The 18,286-nt window shown below is 70.7% G+C and carries 17 protein-coding genes; 7 read left to right on the top strand and 10 right to left on the bottom strand.

Annotation, left to right across the window (positions count from 1 at the left end):
* Positions 1–15 precede the first annotated feature (15 nt).
* The 8 genes from ACLBXO_RS25750 to ACLBXO_RS25715 all read right to left on the bottom strand — a co-directional run bounded on the left by ACLBXO_RS25750 (position 16) and on the right by ACLBXO_RS25715 (position 8,077).
* The gene (locus tag ACLBXO_RS25750; protein WP_331318559.1) at positions 16–540 is read right to left on the bottom strand and encodes a hypothetical protein; all 525 of its coding nucleotides are present in this window, start codon (positions 538–540) and stop codon (positions 16–18) included.
* 403 nt (positions 541–943) lie between these two features.
* Positions 944–1,399 (bottom strand): type II toxin-antitoxin system RatA family toxin, encoded by a 456-nt coding sequence (locus tag ACLBXO_RS25745; protein ID WP_331318557.1) that lies wholly within the window; start codon positions 1,397–1,399, stop codon positions 944–946.
* Positions 1,400–1,414: 15 nt separating this feature from the next.
* Positions 1,415–2,398, bottom strand: coding sequence for a lipoyl synthase (gene lipA / locus ACLBXO_RS25740; protein ID WP_447681040.1), 984 nt, complete (start codon positions 2,396–2,398; stop codon positions 1,415–1,417).
* A 134-nt stretch (positions 2,399–2,532) separates the two neighbouring features.
* Positions 2,533–3,264 carry an MIP/aquaporin family protein gene (locus tag ACLBXO_RS25735; protein ID WP_331318554.1) on the bottom strand — a complete coding sequence of 244 codons (732 nt, stop codon included), beginning with the start codon at positions 3,262–3,264 and terminating at the stop codon, positions 2,533–2,535.
* A gap of 290 nt (positions 3,265–3,554) precedes the next feature.
* Positions 3,555–5,060 carry a glycerol kinase GlpK gene (gene glpK, locus ACLBXO_RS25730; RefSeq protein ID WP_447687164.1) on the bottom strand — a complete coding sequence of 502 codons (1,506 nt, stop codon included), beginning with the start codon at positions 5,058–5,060 and terminating at the stop codon, positions 3,555–3,557.
* 73 nt (positions 5,061–5,133) lie between these two features.
* Entirely contained in the window at positions 5,134–6,666 is a 1,533-nt protein-coding gene (glpD, locus tag ACLBXO_RS25725) for a glycerol-3-phosphate dehydrogenase (RefSeq protein WP_331318551.1), read from the bottom strand.
* A gap of 83 nt (positions 6,667–6,749) precedes the next feature.
* Positions 6,750–7,571 (bottom strand): DeoR/GlpR family DNA-binding transcription regulator, encoded by an 822-nt coding sequence (locus ACLBXO_RS25720; protein WP_331318549.1) that lies wholly within the window; start codon positions 7,569–7,571, stop codon positions 6,750–6,752.
* A 263-nt stretch (positions 7,572–7,834) separates the two neighbouring features.
* On the bottom strand, positions 7,835–8,077 hold the full coding sequence (locus ACLBXO_RS25715) for a hypothetical protein (protein WP_331318547.1): 243 nt from the start codon (positions 8,075–8,077) through the stop codon (positions 7,835–7,837).
* A 207-nt stretch (positions 8,078–8,284) separates the two neighbouring features.
* On the opposite strand from ACLBXO_RS25715, the gene ACLBXO_RS25710 reads away from it, so the two are divergent.
* From ACLBXO_RS25710 to ACLBXO_RS25695, 4 genes are read left to right on the top strand one after another with little or no spacing between them, the layout of a single operon-like run.
* On the top strand, positions 8,285–8,779 hold the full coding sequence (locus ACLBXO_RS25710; protein ID WP_331318545.1) for a chemotaxis protein CheW: 495 nt from the start codon (positions 8,285–8,287) through the stop codon (positions 8,777–8,779).
* 7 nt (positions 8,780–8,786) lie between these two features.
* Positions 8,787–10,385 carry a CheR family methyltransferase gene (locus ACLBXO_RS25705; RefSeq protein WP_447687163.1) on the top strand — a complete coding sequence of 533 codons (1,599 nt, stop codon included), beginning with the start codon at positions 8,787–8,789 and terminating at the stop codon, positions 10,383–10,385.
* Entirely contained in the window at positions 10,385–10,948 is a 564-nt protein-coding gene (locus ACLBXO_RS25700; protein WP_447687162.1) for a chemotaxis protein CheW, read from the top strand. The genes ACLBXO_RS25705 and ACLBXO_RS25700 overlap by 1 nt, the downstream gene beginning before the upstream one ends.
* 36 nt (positions 10,949–10,984) lie before the next feature.
* A complete protein-coding gene (locus ACLBXO_RS25695) occupies positions 10,985–12,658 on the top strand; it encodes a methyl-accepting chemotaxis protein (RefSeq protein WP_447687161.1) in 1,674 nt (557 codons plus the stop codon).
* Between the two features lie 95 nt (positions 12,659–12,753).
* Here ACLBXO_RS25695 and ACLBXO_RS25690 read toward each other — a convergent pair whose 3' ends face one another.
* Complete coding sequence (locus ACLBXO_RS25690; protein ID WP_447687160.1) at positions 12,754–13,026, bottom strand: hypothetical protein; 273 nt, start codon at positions 13,024–13,026, stop codon at positions 12,754–12,756.
* 85 nt (positions 13,027–13,111) lie between these two features.
* Positions 13,112–14,062 carry an SGNH/GDSL hydrolase family protein gene (locus ACLBXO_RS25685; RefSeq protein WP_447687159.1) on the bottom strand — a complete coding sequence of 317 codons (951 nt, stop codon included), beginning with the start codon at positions 14,060–14,062 and terminating at the stop codon, positions 13,112–13,114.
* Between the two features lie 235 nt (positions 14,063–14,297).
* Here ACLBXO_RS25685 and ACLBXO_RS25680 point away from each other — a divergent pair, with 235 nt between their 5' ends.
* The 3 genes from ACLBXO_RS25680 to ACLBXO_RS25670 all read left to right on the top strand — a co-directional run.
* Complete coding sequence (locus ACLBXO_RS25680; protein WP_447687158.1) at positions 14,298–15,599, top strand: lipase family protein; 1,302 nt, start codon at positions 14,298–14,300, stop codon at positions 15,597–15,599.
* A gap of 145 nt (positions 15,600–15,744) precedes the next feature.
* Positions 15,745–17,184, top strand: coding sequence for a hypothetical protein (locus ACLBXO_RS25675; protein ID WP_447687157.1), 1,440 nt, complete (start codon positions 15,745–15,747; stop codon positions 17,182–17,184).
* A 274-nt stretch (positions 17,185–17,458) separates the two neighbouring features.
* Positions 17,459–18,286, top strand: an 828-nt coding sequence (locus ACLBXO_RS25670; RefSeq protein ID WP_447687156.1) for a flagellin N-terminal helical domain-containing protein, incomplete at its 3' end; no start/stop codon positions are given.

The raw sequence follows: 18,286 nt of genomic DNA, 5'->3' as shown, positions 1-18,286 counted from the left end.
GCGATGACACCCGGGCTACAGCAGGTGCCAGTCGGCCAGCCGGCCGTTCACGAAGACCAGCTCCAACCGATTGCCGGCGCCCCGGGCCCTGGCGGACGAGGCCGCGGAGGCGGCGGCGATCGTCTCGACATCGTTGACGCTGTTGCCGGCGCGATAGAGCGCCTCGCCCGCCCGCGAACCGAGCGGCGTCAGGGACGCGATGGCGCCCAGCGTGTCGCCGACCCCGGCCTTGACCGCCTCGGGCCGGATATAGGTCATGACGCTCCGGTCGCCCGACGGGGAGGCGACGTTGTCCCGGCTCGCCGGTGGGCCGTACAGCGCCAGGACCTGATCGACCGTCGTGCGCCTGACCTTGAGGTGAGCGTGGATGAAGGACGGGCCGAAGCGGTCCTCGGCCAGCGCCACCGGTACGGCGCTCGCGGCGGCCGCCGTCGGGGCCGCGCCTCCGCTCGAAGCCGTGCCGGTGCTGTTGCAGGCCGTCAGCGTGATCAGGGCAGCCGCCGACAGAGGAATGGCGAGTAACGCCTCCCGATAGGTCATGATCAGATCCCGAATGCGCTAGTAAATATACGGAATCGACAGGATTCCGGTGCGTTCTGCTGCCATGGCCCCCCAGAGCTGTAAAGCTGAGGGCCGCTGCGACGCCGTCCTGCGCATGGTCTGCGGTTTATCGTCTATTTATTGGTGGGTATAATAGGTACAAATATCTACCGATCGCGAATACAGTGCTGTCGCGATCGCTGCGTGAGTTGTGAAATATTGATGCGGACGCGATCGCGAGGTCTCGACGCTGTCAACCCGGTCACCCGACCTAGGCGGTCGTTACCGGATCGCCGGCGGTTCGCGCGCGCAGCGGAGTATCGGACGCGACGGTCCGGGAGCGCGAACCGCTGGGGGGGCGCGTCGCCGCGCCCGTGTGAACGCCGGCGCCGAAGGGGGCGCCTCAGGCGGTGCCGTACATCCGGTTCGCCCGCCCCTCGAAGGCGTCGGTGAACTTGCGGAAGGCCCGGTCGAACATCGTGCCCATGAGGAGCCCCAGGGTGCGGCTCTTGAACTCGTAGGTGATGAAGAAGTCGACGTTGCAGCCGCCGTCCGGGCCGTCCTTGAACAGCCAGCGGTTCTCCAGGTGCCGGAACGGGCCGTCGATATACTCGGCGACGATCTTCAAGCTCGCCGGATCGAGGGTGACCCGGGTGGTGAAGCGCTCGCGGATCGCCTTGTAGCCGACGCCCATCTCGGCGATCAGCACCTGCCCGCCATCGGGCATGTCCTGACGGCGGATCACCCGCAGGGATTCGCAGAGCGGCAGGAACTCGGGGTAGCGCTCCACGTCGGCGACGAGGTCGTACATCTGCTGCGGCGTGTGCTTCACCGCGCGGGTGACCCGGAAGGACGGCATGGTCTTCGGATATCCTCAGGCCGAGAGCGCGGGCGACAGTTTGGCCAGACGCGCCGCCTGCAAGCGCGCGAAATCCTCGCCGGCATGGTGCGAGGAGCGCGTGAGCGGCGTGGCCGAGACCAGCAGGAAACCCTTGGCGTAGGCGGTGGTCTCGTAGGCCTTGAACTCGTCCGGGGGGACGAAGCGCACGACCTCGTGGTGCTTCTTCGACGGCTGCAGGTACTGGCCGACGGTGAGGAAGTCGACGTCGGCCGAGCGCAGGTCGTCCATGAGCTGGAGGACCTCGTTCCGCTCCTCGCCGAGCCCGACCATGATGCCCGACTTGGTGAAGATCGTCGGGTCGAGCTCCTTCACCCGCTGCAGCAGGCGCACCGAGTGGAAGTAGCGGGCACCCGGCCGCACCGTGAGGTACTTGGCCGGCACCGTTTCCAGGTTGTGGTTGAACACGTCCGGCTTGGCGGCGACCACGACCTCGAGTGCCCCGTCCTTGCGCAGGAAGTCGGGCGTGAGGATCTCGACCGTCGTGCCGGGGCTCGCCCGCCGGATCGCCGCGATGGTGCGGGCGAAGTGCTCGGCGCCGCCGTCCTTCAGGTCGTCCCGGTCCACCGAGGTGATGACCACGTGGTGCAGGCCGAGCTTGGCCACCGAATCGGCGATCTTGTCCGGCTCGCCCAGGTCGAGGGCGTCGGGCAGGCCGGTGCGCACGTTGCAGAAGGCGCAGGCCCGCGTGCAGGTGTCGCCCATGATCATGAAGGTGGCGTGCCGCTTCTCCCAGCACTCGCCGATATTCGGACAGCCCGCCTCCTCGCAGACCGTGACCAGCCCGTGCTCGCGCACGATCTTCTGCGTCTCGGACCAAGCCCTGGAGCCGGGTGCCTTCACGCGGATCCAGTCCGGCTTCTTGGCCTGGACGGGCTGGTCGGGCCGGTGCGCCTTCTCGGGGTGGCGCAGGCGGACCGGCCGCGGATCGTTCTTCAGGGTGTCGAGGACGACGGCCATGGGTCGGGGGCACACCGCGGGCAAGCGCCCCAGGGGCGCGGTCGGGATCGCCCTGACTTAAGGCCCCAGGCCGCGCGCCGCAAACCGCCGCGACGCCGGGCCGCCCCGCGGTGGTTGAGGGTGCGGCCGTTCCGTCAGATCCCGAGCACCCGGACGAACAGTCCGGCCAGTACCGCTCCGACCAGGGGCGCGGCCACCGGGATCAGCGCGTAGCCCCAGTCGGAGGTGCCCTTTCCGGCGATCGGCAGCACCGCGTGGGCCACGCGCGGCCCCAGGTCGCGGGCCGGGTTGATGGCGTAGCCGGTGGTCCCGCCGAGCGACAGGCCGATGCCCCAGACCAGCATGCCGACCATGTAGGGCGCGACGGCCCGCGGGATCGCGCCGGCCGAGCCGAGCGTCGTGGTCACGAGGGCGGAGATCGTCAGGATCAGGAAGAAGGTCGCGATGATCTCGGAGATCCAGTTGGCCTTCGCGTCGCGGATCGCCGGACCGGTGCAGAAGCAGGCGAGCTTGAGGCCCGGATCCTGGGTCGCACCCCAGTGCGGCAGGTAGTGCAGCCAGACCAGCACGGCGCCCACGAAGGCGCCGAGCATCTGGGCCGGGATGTAGACCGGGATCTTGCTGAAATCGCCGGAGCTGACCGCGCCCGCCACGGTGACGGCCGGGTTGATGTGGGCGTCGGCGCTGCCGGTGGCGTTGGCGACGAAGACGCCGGCGAGGACCGCGAAGGCCCAGCCCGCCGTGATGGCGATCCAGCCGGCATTCTCGCCCTTGGAATGCTTGAGCAGGGCGCCGGCCACGACGCCGTCGCCGAGCACGATCAGGGTCATCGTGCCCAGGAATTCGCCCAGGAAGGGTGATGTCATCGTCTCGTCTCCCCCGTTCGCTGCTTTTTGTGAACGTTCAAAGCTTTGGCGAGCGCGTGACCGCCGGGGGCGGTCACCGGTATCGGCGCAGATCCCGTCCGCGTCCCGCATCCTGAGGTGCCGAGGCGCCGCGAAGGTCTCGACGGAGAGCTCCGGGGATCGCGCGGCTGGCCGGAGCCCTCCGTCGAGGCGGCTCCGCCGCAGCTCAGGATGCGGTCGCGTGGGCGATGGAGGCGGTCACGCGGCCGTCAGGCCCGCGCGCCGCGCGGACGAACCCGACGGCCCTCCGCTCAATCCTCGTCGGTCTTCCAGTCGAAGGAGCGCTGCACCGCCCGGCTCCAGGCGGCGGCGATCTTCTCGCGCTGGCCGGCATCCATCTTCGGCGTCCAGCGCTTGTCGACGCCCCAGTTGCGCTTGAGGTCGTCGAGGCCCTTCCAGTAGCCGACCGCGAGACCCGCCGCGTAGGCGGCGCCGAGCGCCGTCGTCTCGGCCACCTTCGGGCGCACCACCGGCACGTCGAGCAGGTCGGACTGGAACTGCATCAGGGTGGTGTTGGCGACCATGCCGCCATCGGCCCGCAATTCCTTGACGGGGATGCCGGAATCCTTCGCCATCGCCTGCAGCACCTCGCGGGTCTGGAAGGCGGTCGCCTCCAGCACCGAGCGGGCGATGTGGCCGCGGTTGACGTAGCGGGTCAGGCCGATGATCAGGCCGCGGGCGCCCTCGTTCCAGTGCGGCGCGTAGAGGCCCGAGAAGGCCGGCACGAAGTAGACGCCGCCGTTGTCCTCGACCGTCGTGGCGAGCGTCTCGACCTCGGCGGAATCCTTGATCATGTGCAGGTTGTCGCGCAGCCACTGCACCAGGGCGCCCGTGATGGCGATCGAGCCCTCCAGCGCGTAGGCCGGCTTCTGGCCGTCGAGGCGGTAGGCCAGCGTGGTGACGAGGCCGGCCTTCGACGGGACCGGCTCCGCGCCGGTGTTCATCAGCGCGAAGCAGCCGGTGCCGTAGGTGTTCTTGGCCTCGCCGGGCGCGAAGCAGGTCTGGCCGAACAGGGCCGCCTGCTGGTCGCCCAGGATGCCGGCGATCGGCACGCCGGCGAACGGCGCCCGGGTCTCGCCGTAGACCTCGCTCGACGAGACGATCTTCGGCAGCATCGCCCGCGGGATGCCGAAGGTCGTCAGCATGCCGTCGTCCCAGTCGAGTGTCTTGAGCGACATGAGCTGCGTGCGGCTCGCGTTGGTCACGTCGGTGACGTGGAGTCCGCCCTCGGTGCCGCCGGTCAGGTTCCAGACAAGCCACGTGTCGATGTTGCCGAACAGCACGTCCCCGGCCTCGGCCTTCTGCCGGGCGCCCTCGACGTGGTCGAGCAGCCAGCGCAGCTTGAGGCCCGAGAAATAGCTGGCGAGCGGCAGGCCGGTGAGGTCGCGGAACCGGTCGCGGCCGCCGTCACGGGCGAACTCGCCCACCAGCCGGTCGTTGCGGGTGTCCTGCCAGACCAGGGCGTTGTGCAGGGGCTTGCCGGTCGTCCGGTCCCAGATCAGCGTGGTCTCGCGCTGGTTGGTGATGCCGACCGCCGCGAGGTCGGACGGTTGGAGCCCGCCCTTCTCCAGCGCCTCGCGCATCACGCCCTGCGTCTTCGTCCAGATCTCCGTGGCGTCGTGCTCGACGTGGCCGGGAGCCGGGTAGATCTGCGCGTGCTCGGCCTGGGCGAGCGCGATCACGCTGCCCTCCCGGTCGAACACGATGAAGCGGCTGCTGGTTGTGCCCTGGTCGATGGCCCCGACGTAACGGCTCATCGTTCCCTCCCCTGATAGGCCCGACCGGTCTGCCGCCGGATCGGGTTCGAAATCGAAAGCGTCATCGAAAGCGTCAAGCGGCCTCGGCCCTGCGGTCGAGGTAGGCGGCGAGGCGCGCGGCGCTCTCCGCGCCGGTGCGCAGGCCGAGCTTGGACCGCCGCCACAGGATGTCGTCCGCGGTCACCGCCCATTCCTCGGTGCGCAGGTAATCGACCTCGGCCGCCGTGAGGCCGCCGTCGAAGGCCTCGCCGAGATCCGCCAGGGACTGGGCCGTCCCGACGATGTCCCGGGCCCGGGTGCCGTAGGCGCGGGCGAGCCGGCGGGCGGTCTCCTCCGGCAGGAACGGCTTCTCGGCCCGCAGCTTGGCGAGGAACTGGTCGAAATCGGCGTCCTTCATGGCGCCGCCCGGCAGGACCGCGTCGCCGGTCCAGGCCTTCTTGACGTGCGGGAAGTAGGGCTTCAGCTTCTCGAGCGCGTGCTCGGCGAGCCGCCGGTAGGTCGTGATCTTGCCGCCGAAGACCGACAGCACCGCCGCGGCCCCGCCCCGGTCCTCCACGTCGAGGACGTAGTCGCGGGTCACGGCCGACGCGTTCTCGGCCGCGTCGTCGTAGAGCGGGCGCACGCCCGAGTAGCTCCAGACCACGTCGGCCGGGGTGATCGTCGTGTCGAAGGAGCGGTTGATGCAGCCGCAGAGATAGTCGGTCTCGCTCTCGGAGATCGAGACCGGGCCGGGCTCGCCCTCGTAGGGGACGTCGGTGGTGCCGATCAGCGTGAAGTCGCGCTCGTAGGGGATCGCGAAGATGATGCGCTTGTCGGGCTGCTGCAGGATGTAGGCCTGGTCGCCCGCGAACAGGCGCTTGACCACGATGTGGCTGCCCTTGATCAGCCGCACCGCCGCGCGGCTGTTGATGCCGAGGGTGCCGCCCAGCGTCTCGCTGACCCAGGGGCCGGCGGCGTTGACGACGGCCTTCGCGTGGATCGTCCGCTCGGCGCCGCCGCGCTCGTCGCGCAGCGTCGCGACCCAGCCGTCACCCTCGCGCCGGGCCGAGACCACGCCGGTGCGGGTCAGCACCGTGGCGCCGCGCTCGCGGGCGTCCATGGCGTTGAGCACCACGAGGCGGCTGTCCTCGACCCAGCAGTCGGAATAGACGAAGCCGCGCTTCAGGCGCCGCTGCAGCGGCGCGCCGTAGGCGGAACCGCGCAGGTCGACCCCGTGCGAGCCCGGGAGCGTGCGCAGCCGCGCGAGGTGGTCGTAGAGGAACAGGCCGAGCCGCAGCATCCAGGCCGGGCGCAGGCCCTCGTCGTGGGGCAGGACGAAGCGCAGGGGCCAGATCACGTGCGGGGCGAGGCGCAGCAGCCGCTCGCGCTCGGCGAGCGCCTCGCGCACGAGGCGGAACTCGTAATACTCGAGGTAGCGCAGGCCGCCGTGGATCAGCTTCGTCGAGGACGAGGAGGTGAAGCCGGCTAGGTCCCCGCGCTCGGCCAGCAGGACCGACAGACCCCGGCCGGCCGCGTCCCGGGCGATGCCCGTGCCGTTGATGCCGCCGCCGATGATCAGGAGATCGTAGGCGTCGGACGGCTCGCGCTGTCGCGGTTCTGCCGCCATGGTTCCTCCAGCGCCGCCTTGGTGGCGGTTCGGCACTATATTGGCGCGGCGGCCGGCTTTCGCAAGCGAAAAATCGATGTTCGTTACGGCTCGTCCGCGCTGTCGGCGACCGCCAGGGTGACGCCCTGGCGGTCCATGAGCGCGGCGATCTCGGCCGGCGGCGCCCGGTCGGTGAAGAAGGTGTCGACCTGCTCCAGGCGCCCGACCTGGACCATCGGGCGGCGCGTGAACTTGGTATGGTCCGCCACCAGGAACGTCTTCCGGGCGTGGGCCAGGATGGTCTGCGTCGCCCGCACCTCCTCGTAATCGTAGTCGAGGAGCGCCCCGTCGCCGTCGATGCCGCTGATGCCGATCACCGCCACGTCGACCCGGAACTGGCTGAGCGTGTCGCAGGTGAGCTGCCCGAGCACCGCGCCGTCGCGGTTCCGCACGGTCCCGCCCGCCACGACGATGCGGAACTCGGTGGTCTCCGCCAGCGAGATCGCCACGTTGAGGTTGTTGGTGATGATGCTGAGATCGTCGTGCCGGGTCAGCTCGCGGGCGACGGCCTCCGGCGTCGTGCCGATGTTGATGAAGACCGAGCAGTGCGACGGGATGCGGCTCGCCGCGAGGCGGCCGATTCGGCTCTTCTCCGGCAGCAAGGTCACCCGGCGGTCGGCGTAGTCGATGTTCTCGACGCTGGAGGGAAGGCCGCCGCCGCCGCGGTAGCGTTCCAGGCGGCCCTCGGCGCTCAGTTCGTTGAGGTCGCGCCGGATCGTCTGGACGGTGACGCCGAACTGCGTCGCGAGGGCCTCGATCGTCACGAATCCGCGCTGACGGACCGAGGCGACGATGGCGCTGCGCCGCCCCTCGACGCCGGTCGCCTCGATCCTGTCGTCGGATCGTCGGTCGAGCGGTCGTGACATCGATGCTCCCTCGCCTTCTCTGGGGCTGCCGCGCGATGGACGACCGAGCGATGTTCGTTTGCGAACATTCTCCGAGGTCGCGGCTTTCGCGCGAGCTTGGACCGTGCCGCGTCTGTTCGCAACCGGCAGCCGCGATGCATTATGCTTCACGTCCGCGCGGCCGGCGCTTCGCCTGTGAACGGGCACAAAAAAGGCCTGCCGCGCGTGCGACAGGCCGTGCCACCCGGGCGACGCCGCCTGCGGCGCGCCCCGGTGTCCGCCGCTCACATGTGGTGGCGCATCCGGCGATGATGCTTCATGCGCTTGTGCTTCATGCGCTTGCGCATCATCGGACGCGCGGCCGGAGCGGCACCCTGCTCCATCGCGGCCGCCTCACCGGCGCGCTCCATGCCGCCGCGCGGGCCGCCGGCCTGAGCGCCAGAGGCGTTGTAGGGTGAGTTACCCTGGGCGTAAGCGGAGCCCGCGAGGAGCGTCAGCGACGCGGCGGCCAACAGAAGTTTCCTCATCGTCAATCCCTGGCGTAGACCGGCGCAGGCGAAGCACCGCACCTCGTCAGGCGCGTTGCCGCTGCGTCGGAAAATAAGCGGCTCAGACGAGACTTGGTTCCGCGTCATCGCGCCGGTGCGGCGCACAATTGCCGGCAGCGTTAACTCGGCCTATTTCGCGACCCGTCCCGGCCCGGCCGCGACCGAGCAACAGGGGAGCGGGTGGCGGTGGCCAGCAGCGGTTCGGCCTATCTCCTGCTGGATGTCGCCGGCACGGCCTGCGCCCTGCCCCGCGGCGCGGTCGCCGAGATCCTGCCGCTCCCGGATCTGCACACGCCGCCCGCCGCCGGCGGCTGGCTCATCGGCTTCCTCAATCTCGGTGGCACGCCGATCCCGGTCGTCGACCTCGCGGCCCTCCTCGGCCTCCGCCCGGTCGTCGCGCCGCCCGGTCTCTACGCCCATCTCGTCCTGATGCAGGGCGACGCCGTCGCGTACCTCGTCGATCGCGCGGCCGACCTCACGACGGTCGCCGAGTCCGCGATCCGGCCAGCCGAGGCGGCCGACACGCTGAACGGCTGCGTCGCCGCCGAGCTGGTCCTCGGCGAGCGCCTCGTCCACGCGCTGGCGCCGGAGCGCCTCCTGACCGTGCAGGAACGGGCGCGTGTCGACGCCCTGGCCCGGGCCGCCGCCGAACGTCTGGCCGCGCTGCCGCGCGCCGTCTGACCGCCCGATGGCCCGACCGGGTAATCCCCGTCCCGACCTGAGTGCCGATCCCGCCTACGCGCCGCTCAAGGCGCGGATCATCGCGCGCACCGGCCACCACTACTACACCGACAAGGACGAGTTGCTCATCGAGCGGCTGCACCGCCGCTTCCGCGCCGCGGCCGTGGGCGACTGCGCCGCCTACGCGGCCCTCCTGTCGAGCGGGGCGGAGGGCGAGGCGGAATGGGCCGGGCTCGAGGCGGAGATCACGGTCGGCGAGACGTTCTTCTTCCGCTACGCCGAGCAGTTCAACGCGCTGCGCGCGACGATCCTGCCGGCGCTGATCGCGGCGCGGGCGTCCGAGCGCGTCCTCCGGATCTGGAGCGCGGGCTGCTCCACCGGGGCCGAAGCCTATTCCCTGGCGATCCTGGTGCACGAGCTGCTCGGCGACGCCCGGTCCGACTGGCGGGTCTCGATCCTCGGCACCGACATCAGCGTCGAGGCGCTCGCCACGGCCCGCGCCGCCGAGTACGGCCGCTGGGCTCTCCGGACCATGCCGCCGGAGGAGCGGCTGCGCTACTTCACACGGCTGCCGGCCGCGCCGGGCATCCGGCGCGAGGGCGGCTACGCCCTCCGACCGGAATACCGCGGTTCGGTCCGCTTCGAGCGCGGCAACCTGCTGACCCTCGTCGACCCGGGGCCGCCGCAGGGCGAGCCCTTCGACCTGATCCTCTGCCGGAACGTGCTGATCTACTTCGACGCCCGGACGGTCGCCGCGGTGGTTCGCGGTCTCGGCCGCAGGCTGCGGCCGGAGGGCTGGCTGCTCCTCGGCCACGCCGAGCCGAGTCCCGCCTTCGCGAGCTTCCTCGACGCCGTCAGCCTGCCCGGGACCGTGGCCTACCGACCGCGCGCCGAGGCGCCCCCGGTCGCGCTGCCCGGAATGCCGGTGCCGGATCCCGTCCCTCCGACGGGGCAGGCGCCGGAGCCGCCCGCGCGGGATCCTGGTCGGGGCGGGTCCGCGGGCGCGTCCGCGGCCGACTCTGCGGGCGCCTGTCCGGGCGTGTCCGGGGCTGGACGACCCGACGCGGCGGTCGTTCCCGCGCCGGATCCGGTCGCCGCACGCGGGGCCGCGGCGGTCCCTGACGCGCCCGGGACGCGGGAACACGGAGCAGCCCTGGGGGCAGCGCTGGGGGAAACCCTGGGGGCAGCTCTGGACGAGGCCTTCGACCTCGACCGGATCCGCGCGCTGGCCGATTCCGGCGAGACCGGCGCGGCCTGGCGGGCGCTGCGGGCCGCCCTCGACCGCGACCCGACCGACACGGCGCTCCGCTTCTACGAGGGCCTGCTCGCCCGCACACTCGGACGCGACGCCGAGGCCGAGCGGGCGCTGCGGGCCGCGCTCTACCTCGACCGCGGCTTCGTGATGGCCCACTACCACCTCGGCCTGCTGCTGATCGCGCTGCAGCGGCCGGGCGAGGCGGTCCGCGCCCTCGACAACGCCGTCGCCTTGAGTCAAGCCCTCGGCCCGGACACGGCGCTGCCCGAGGGCGACGGCGCCTCCGCCGGCGAGATCGCGGCGAGCGCGGCCGCGGCCCGCGCCGCGCTCGCCGGCAGCAGGAGGTCCTGATGGGGGCACGCCCGAAGGCACAGGACGGCCCCCAGGTGAAGCGGCCGGAGCGGGATCTGCGCGCCGAGCGCGCGGTCGCCCTCGCGCGGCGCGGTGGCGTCGCGGTCGCGACCGATTCGGGTGTCGATCATCTCGTCTGCGCCTGCGGCGGCGAGCGCTACGGCGTGCCCCTGGCGGCCGTCGCCCAGGTCGTGCCTTCGCGCCCCACCACGCCGATGCCCGGGGCCGTGCCGGCGCTGGACGGCCTCATCGCCCTGTCCGGACGGATCGTCGGCGTGCTCAGCCTCGCCCGGGCCCTCGGCCGGCCGGATTCCGGCGCGGAGGCGGCCGGGCACCTGATCGTGCTGCGCGGCGTCCAGGCCCAGCCGCTCGCCCTCGCGGTGGACCGGGTCCTGGGCATCGCCCGGGCCGGAGGTGCGGCGGCCGCGGAGGCGGTCGATCCCGACGGCTTGGGGAACGAGGCCGCCTCGGTCTATGCCCCGGCTTCCGGGGCCGCGGACGACGGCCGGCCCGACTTCGTCGTCGTCGACCTCCCCCGCCTCCTGCGCCGCGCGCTGCCCTGACCGGGCCGCCTGCCCCAACCGGAGCCATCCCCGCCCGTGTCGCTCTCGATCGGAAAACGCATCCTTCTCGGTTTCTTCGCCATCACGGTCGTGGTGGTGGCGCTCGGTTTCTACGCGCTGGAGCAGATCGGCGCGGTGCGCGACACGACCGACGCGATCGTCCGGCGGGACATGACGATCCTGCGCCAGCTCGACGATCTCGGGAACGAGGCACGCGACCTCGGCCTCCTGCGCCGCACCGCCGTGATCGCGATGCTGATGCGGGCCCAGGGGCGCACGACCCAGGCCGGCGACACTCTGGCGGCCTGGCGCCAGACCGCGGCCCAGGTCGAGAACCGGCTCGCCACGACGATCCAGCTCGCCGGCGAGTACCGGACGCAGGTCGTGTCCGCCGAGCGCGTCGCGGCGTGGGACCGCATCGCCGCGGCGGCGACGGTGGTCCAGGGCTCGTTCCGCGAGGTCAGGGCGCAGGGCGAGGCGCAGTTCGCCGCCATCGCCCAGCAGGACGTCGCGGCGGTCGAGGCGCGCAACGCCGAGATCGCCCGCCTGCAGGCGCCCTTCCTCGAGGGGATCAAGACCCTCCGGTCGCAGCTCGACGGCGGCATGGCGCTGGGCCAGCGCGCCGCGCAGGAGGTCTACGAGCGCTCGCGCCTCTCGATCTACCTGACCCTGGCCGCCGCGGTGCTGCTGGCGATCCTGATCACGTGGCTGATCAGCCGCGCGGTGGTGCGGCCCCTCGAGACGGTCATGGCCTTCGTCGCCCGCGTCGGCGAGGGTGACCTGTCCGGTCAGCTGGCGGCGGGCGGGCGCGACGAGATCGGCCGTCTGAGCACGACTTTGAACACGATGGTGGCGGGTCTTTCGGACCTCGCGCGGACGAACCGCGCGGCGACGGCGGACCTGAACGCGGCCGCGGCCGAGATCCGGGCCTCGGCGCAGGAGCAGGCCGCCTCGGTCGAGCAGCAATTCGCCGCGGTGCAGGAGACGGCCGCCACGGTGGACGAGATCACCCACTCGGGGGCGCAGATCTCCAAGCGCGCCACCGAGGTGATCGCCACTGCCCAGGCGACCGCGCAGACCTCGCGCCAGGGTCTGCGCGCGGTGTCCGACACCGCCAAGGCCATGGACGCGATCCGCGAGCAGGCGGAGGCGGTGGCGGGCAACATCGTCAGCCTGTCGGAGAAGACCCAGACGATCGGCGACATCATCGAGACGGTCAACGACATCTCGGAGCGCACGCACCTGCTGGCGCTGAACGCGGCCATCGAGGCGGCCGCGGCCGGGGAGAGCGGGCGCAGCTTCTCGGTGGTGGCCTCGGAGATGAAGCTCCTGGCCGACCAGGCCAAGGCGGCGACCGGTCAGGTGCGGGGGATCCTGGGCGAGATCCAGCGGGGCATCAACACGTCGGTGATGCTGACCGAGGAGGCGGTCAAGCGCGCGGCGGCGGGCAAGACGCGCTCGGACACGACGCAGCGCACGATCGAGGAGATCACCGCGCGGGTGGAGGAGAACGTGCAGACGTTCCAGCAGATCGTGGCCTCGACCAACCAGCAGCAGCTGGGCATCGAGCAGGTGATGGGGGCGTTGCAGAACATCCGCCAGGCCAGCCAGCAGACGGCGGCCGGCACCCGGCAGGTCGAGGCCGCCTCCGCCAACCTCACCGAACTCGCCCAGGCCCTCATGGCCCTGGCCGAACGATACCGGCACTGATCCGCCGCTTCGACCGCGTCCACGCGCCCGCGGCCCACCGTCAGGGCCGGGTTCTCGATGATCGGTCGGTGCCGATCGGCTGAGCCGGGACGCTGTCAGCCGCGATGAGACGGTCGATGCGGCGCCTTCCGCCGGGAGGCGGTCGCGGCGCGCGCGCGGGCCGCCCGGACGCGCACGATGTCGGCCATCCCGACCGGCCGCGGCGGCGCCTCGCCGGTGAACGGCATCCGGCTGCGGACATCGCCGTAATAGTCCGAGCCGCCCATCCCGAAACCGCCGGCGACGACAGGGCCGTCGAGGGGCGGCTCTCCGGCGGACGCTCCGGCGGTGGCGAGGACGAGGAGAGGAATGGCGAGAAGGAAGCGCATGATCGCATGCGTACACCGAGCTGCGTCAGCTGTACGACGATGGCGGTCACGATGGCGTGGGCGCGGCCGGCCGACAGCGCCGCCCTCAGACGTCCTGGTCCGGGTCGCGATAGCGCGTCGGATGCGTGCGCGCCTTCTCCCAGCCGGTTCGCCCCTGCACCAAGCCGACCTCCAGGAAATGGACCAGCGGGTTGACGCCGGCGGCGCGGACATCCGGATTCGCGTCGAGGTAGCCGTCCGTGCTGAAATGCCCGCTCGGGTCGCGTCCCTCGCGCCAGCCGAGATCGAGATAGTGTCGTGCCGGACCGTGGGGATACTGGCACGTGTCGGCATACCAGCTGGTGTAATACTCCTCATCGAAGCCCGGAAGCGGGATCTCGAGGTAACGCTCGACACCGTACCGGTCACGGATATGGCCGGCGATGCGCGCGGCGACGGCCGCGTAATCCCGCAGATGCGTCCCGTCGACGAAGGCGCCATCCTCGGCCAACCCGAAACGGGAGCCGCGCAGCGACGCGAACGGGTCGAAGAACGAGGCGCCGCGGCGTTCGCACACCTCGCGGAGAAGATCGGAATAGACCTCGACTGCCTCGGGGACGCGCTCGGAAGTCTTCGAGACCGGCGTCGGCGGCAGCGCCGAGACCAGCGTGTCGAGAGTCCAGGCCTGGAGGCGATCGACGATACGGTCCGCTTGGCTCGAGAAATCGTCGGTTGCCGCTCTCCCGAGCGCCGCCGGTGATCGGATGTCGTTGGTCCCGATGATCAGGACCGCGAGGAACGCCGGCAGGGGCGCGGTCAGCAGGTCGAGGGCACGGCGATAGGAACGTGCCGTCGCTCCGGCGAGCCCGACATTCAGGACGGGACGGGACACGACCGGCCGCAGCATGTGAGCCGCGTGCGAGTCGCCGGCCAGGACGACGCAGCCGCTCGGCGCAGCGTCCAGGACGGCCTGGATGTGGCCGATCTTGTGACGTCGGAGGGCGCCGCCGCGAAGCGCCCTCACGGCCCCGGAAAAGCCCATACGAATCGTGATCACCGCCCCCGCGTGCCGCACCGTAGGAGGCTCAGTTTTCACAAGTCCAGTTCTTCCTGAGCACGCTGCCGCTTTTTAACGCCGTCGGTGTTGCCGGGTCACAGAGGCACGCGCGGCCCGGATCACGAATGCTGGCCAGCGGCGGAACCGATTTCGCCGGCGCGCTGTTGTGGAGCCCTCCGCGATGGTGCAATGGAGCCGCCCCTGCCGGCGCCGTCGACCGCCACGAATCCGTCTCGTGCTCTCGTCCCTGTTCAATCACATGGTCCGCGGCTACTTATCGTTCACGCCCTTCAAGTTGAGAGACCTTCACCCGGCGCCGGTTGCGCGGCGGCACGTCTTCTTCATCCACGGGTTCGACGCCCGCAGCGGCATCCGCTTTCCCGCCTTCTTCAAGCGCGAGCTCCACCGTCACACGACCCGGTTCGGGGCGATGCCGCGCGCGGTCTCCGAGATCCGGACCGACCCCGACGGGCTGAGCCGGATCTGGACGGTCGGCGCGCCGGCCGACGGTGACGGCGCGGCCGTCCGCTGCGAGACCCTGGTCTGGAGCGATCTGATCCACGCGGATCTCGCACGCCCCGTGGCGCGCAAGCTCGCGCTGCTGGCACGGAGCGTCGCCTCGGGCCTCGCGCAGGGACTGTTCTTCAAGACGTCCCGGTTCGGATGGCCCTACACCCTGCTGAGCGCGTTCCCGTTCTTCGTCGCCTTCGTGGCCCCCGCCCTGCTGGTCGCTCTCGGCGCCGCGATCTTCGCCGCCGTCGGCCCGTCGGCGCCTTCGGAGACGGTCTGGGTGGCACTGCTTCTCGCCGCCGCCGCTGCCACGCTCCTGTACGGCGCCAAGAGGGTGCTGGGTCGCCTGTTCTTCTGGCACATCCTGAGCATCCGGATCTTCTTCTGGCAGCACGCGACCGGTCGGCGACCGGATTACGCGGAGCGGGTCGCCGCCTTCCGGGAGCGTGTTCTGGCCGAACTGGCACACTGGCGCGCCAACCCCGCGGACGCGCCGGACGAGGTCATGATCGTCGGCCATTCCCTCGGGGCCGCCATGGCGGTCGAGGTCGCCGCGCAGGTCCTCGCGCGCCTCGGGACCGACGATCGCGCGCATCCGCGGCTGTCCCTCGTCACGCTGGGTTCGGGTCTCCCCTTCGTCGCGCTCCAGCGCGATGCGCAGGCGCTGCGTGACGACATCGCGACGCTCGTCTTCAGCGACCGCATCGTCTGGTGCGACTATCAGGCCCCGCAGGACTGGCTCAACTGCTACGGGTTCAACCCGATCTTCGATCTCGGCTTCGGACGACCGGCGTTCCTGGCCTGCAATCCGCTCATCCGCTCCGCCGGGGTCAAGGACCGTATACCCGAGGAGGACTACAAGCGTCTGCGCCTCAAACCCTTCCACATGCACTTCCAATTTCTGAAAGCCAATTTCAGGCCTGGCGAGTACGATTTCTTCGAGATGATCCTCGGCCGGCAGTCGCTGCTCGACCGCGCCCTGCGTCCGATCTGCCGGCGCCCCGCCCCGCCCGCGCCGGGCGCGTGAGCCTGTCCGGCGGCGGAAAGACGGCACGCGCGACCGCGCGGCTCCCCGGGATCGCGCCGCCGGATATCAGACGGCCACATTGCGGTCGTCAGCCTCGGCCGGAATGCCGCGGGGCGCCGTGCTCGGGCGCGGATCGGAGTGGGAGATGGGCGTGAACGTGTTGACGGGTGTGGTTTCGCCGAGGCTCGCCGCCGTCTCCGCGATGGTGGCGGTGCTCGTCGCGCCGGCCGGAGGCGAGGCCGGCTGGAAGGGGCCGGAGGCGCAGCCGCTGTTCGTCAACGAGGCCAACCCGGCCGGCTACAACTACGCGCCGAGCGTCATCACCGAGAACGGGACGACCGACATCTGGTGGTGCGGCCAGGGCAAGACCGACGTCATCTTCCATCGCTCCTACACGCCGGAGAGCGGCTTCTCGCCGGCGCGGATCGTGTTCCAGCCGACGCCCGGCTCGTGGAATCGGCAGTACGTCTGCGATCCCAGCGTGATCCGGGGCCGCTTCGTCAATCCGGCGGACGGGCAGACCTACGCCTACGCGATGTACTATTCGGGCGCCGACAACCTGCCGGGCAACAACAACCAGACGGGCCTCGCCTTCTCGAACGACAGGGTGACGTGGGTCGACTACCCGGACCCGGTCATCAAGCCGATCAATCCCGTAGTCGCGCAGGGCAATTACGGCACCGGCCAGCCCGCGACCTTCTCGGACGGCCGGTCGGGCCTCTTCGTCGTCACGACGGATCTCACCGGCCCGCAGGGCGTGCGGGGTTTCGGGGATCTCTACGTCCGGCACACGGCAGACGGCGTGCATTTCGAGGCGCCGTTGCGCATTCCCAACCTCACCACGGACGGCACGACCATCAACCCGAACTCGGATTTCGCCTACGACCCGAAGGCCGGCGAGGTCTACGTCATCACCGGGCTGCCCGGACGCGCGTGCCAGCAGGTGGCCTGCAAGGATCCCGTGCGCAATCCGGATCGGGAAACCTACCAGATGGGGCTGTTCAAGATGCCGCTGAAGGCCCTCTTGAGCGGGGCACCGGCGGCCTGGACGCCCCTGGGCTACCTGAACTCCGACGTCACCGGCTTCTATCTGAACCACAGTCCCGGTTTCCAGCGCGACGGAGCGGGTTACCTGACGCCGTTCCTGCCGGACATCACGGTTTTCTTCTCTGGCGGCGACCCCTACCCCGGCACGTGGCGGATCGCCGAGGCGCGGCGGCCGAGCAAGGCCGACCGCCTTCCCCTGCAGCGCGCCCTCGGGCCCGGCGGACACTGGGTGACGACCGGCTATATCGGCCCGGGTTACACGATCGAGCGCAGCGTCGGCACCGTGCTGTCGCTCCCGGCGCCGGGCACCGCGATGCTGATGAGCTGCGCGGCTGGCCAGGACCACTTCCTCAGCCGGGACGCGCGGTGCGAGGGACAGACGCCCCTCGGGCAGACCGGATACGTCTACGCGGCGCACAGGCCGGGCAGCCACCCGATCTATCGCTGCATCGCCGGCGGGCGCGACCATTTCGTCTCGACCGCGCCGGACTGCGAGGGGCACACGTCCGAAGGGCTGCTCGGCTACGCGCTCGATTGAGCCAGCCGCGCGCGGCGCGACGGATCGGCCGGTTCGACGGAGCCGCGCGTTCGAAAACCGGCGCGTGCTGTGGTTCAAGGTCTTTTTGGCATCCCGGCCGGCCCGATCCGCACTCGGGCCGGCCGGGACAGGCTTCCGCGCGAGGCGCGTACATTTCCCGGTAACGCTACCGATTCGCCGGAAATACTCGCGCAGTTAATTCGGACTTAACCCTAACCGGTATTCTTAGGCATCCCCGAGAATCGGGTTGCTCCGGTTGGAAAGATAGCGATCCATGTCCTCCATCACCCTGTCGGCCGCGACGCGCCAGAACCTGCTCTCGCTGCAGGATACCGCCCAGCTGATGGCGACCACCCAGAACCGGCTCGCGACCGGCAAGACGGTCAATTCCGCCCTCGACAACCCGACCAACTTCTTCACCTCCCAGGCCCTCGACGGCCGCTCCTCGAGCCTGAACACCCTCCTCGACGGCATCTCCAACGGCATCCAGTCGATCCAGGCCGCCAACCAGGGCATCACCTCGATCCAGAAGCTCGTGGATCAGGCCAAGTCGATCGCCAACCAGGCGCTCTCGACCCAGCTCTCCACCACCGGCACCGCCGCCAACGCCTACAGCGCCAGCACCGCCTCCCAGACGGTCCTGCTGACCATCAACGGTAGCTCGGTCTCCGCCACGATCGCCGGCTCCTCGAGCGTCAACGCGACGGTCGCCGCCCTCAACGCCGCGGTCAGCTCGGCCTCGACCTCGTCCAGCGGCGCCTTCGGCGCCGGCGCGATCTTCTCGGTCGACAGCACCGGCACCAAGATCGTCCTGAACGCCCAGGCCGACGTCGAATTCCAGAACTCCGGCAGCCAGACGACGCTGGGCTTCACCGCCTCGGGCACCACCGCCTCGACCTACGGCACCGCCGCCAGCACCGTCGTGTCCAGCGACCTGTCGATCTCGGGCACGGCCCAGCGCGCCTCGCTGGCGAACCAGTACAACAACCTGCTCAACCAGATCACCCAGCTCGCCAGCGACGCCAGCTACAACGGCGTCAACCTCATTGCCGGCAAGGGCAATGACATGAACATCAAGTTCAACGACACCGGCAGCTCGAAC

The organism is Methylobacterium sp. C33D (assembly GCF_053345825.1).
This window is presented reverse-complemented; position numbering and strand designations above follow the sequence as displayed.

Excerpts from the sequence above, each read along its gene's own strand:
- ACLBXO_RS25750 (WP_331318559.1), bottom strand. The coding sequence starts at position 540 with ATGACCTATCGGGAGGCGTTACTCGCCATTCCTCTGTCGGCGGCTGCC.
- ACLBXO_RS25745 (WP_331318557.1), bottom strand. The coding sequence starts at position 1,399 with ATGCCGTCCTTCCGGGTCACCCGCGCGGTGAAGCACACGCCGCAGCAG.
- lipA (WP_447681040.1), bottom strand. The coding sequence starts at position 2,398 with ATGGCCGTCGTCCTCGACACCCTGAAGAACGATCCGCGGCCGGTCCGC.
- ACLBXO_RS25735 (WP_331318554.1), bottom strand. The coding sequence starts at position 3,264 with ATGACATCACCCTTCCTGGGCGAATTCCTGGGCACGATGACCCTGATC.
- glpK (WP_447687164.1), bottom strand. The coding sequence starts at position 5,060 with ATGAGCCGTTACGTCGGGGCCATCGACCAGGGCACAACCAGCAGCCGC.
- glpD (WP_331318551.1), bottom strand. The coding sequence starts at position 6,666 with ATGGCGGCAGAACCGCGACAGCGCGAGCCGTCCGACGCCTACGATCTC.
- ACLBXO_RS25720 (WP_331318549.1), bottom strand. The coding sequence starts at position 7,571 with ATGTCACGACCGCTCGACCGACGATCCGACGACAGGATCGAGGCGACC.
- ACLBXO_RS25715 (WP_331318547.1), bottom strand. The coding sequence starts at position 8,077 with ATGAGGAAACTTCTGTTGGCCGCCGCGTCGCTGACGCTCCTCGCGGGC.
- ACLBXO_RS25705 (WP_447687163.1), top strand. The coding sequence starts at position 8,787 with ATGGCCCGACCGGGTAATCCCCGTCCCGACCTGAGTGCCGATCCCGCC.
- ACLBXO_RS25700 (WP_447687162.1), top strand. The coding sequence starts at position 10,385 with ATGGGGGCACGCCCGAAGGCACAGGACGGCCCCCAGGTGAAGCGGCCG.
- ACLBXO_RS25690 (WP_447687160.1), bottom strand. The coding sequence starts at position 13,026 with ATGCGCTTCCTTCTCGCCATTCCTCTCCTCGTCCTCGCCACCGCCGGA.
- ACLBXO_RS25675 (WP_447687157.1), top strand. The coding sequence starts at position 15,745 with ATGGGCGTGAACGTGTTGACGGGTGTGGTTTCGCCGAGGCTCGCCGCC.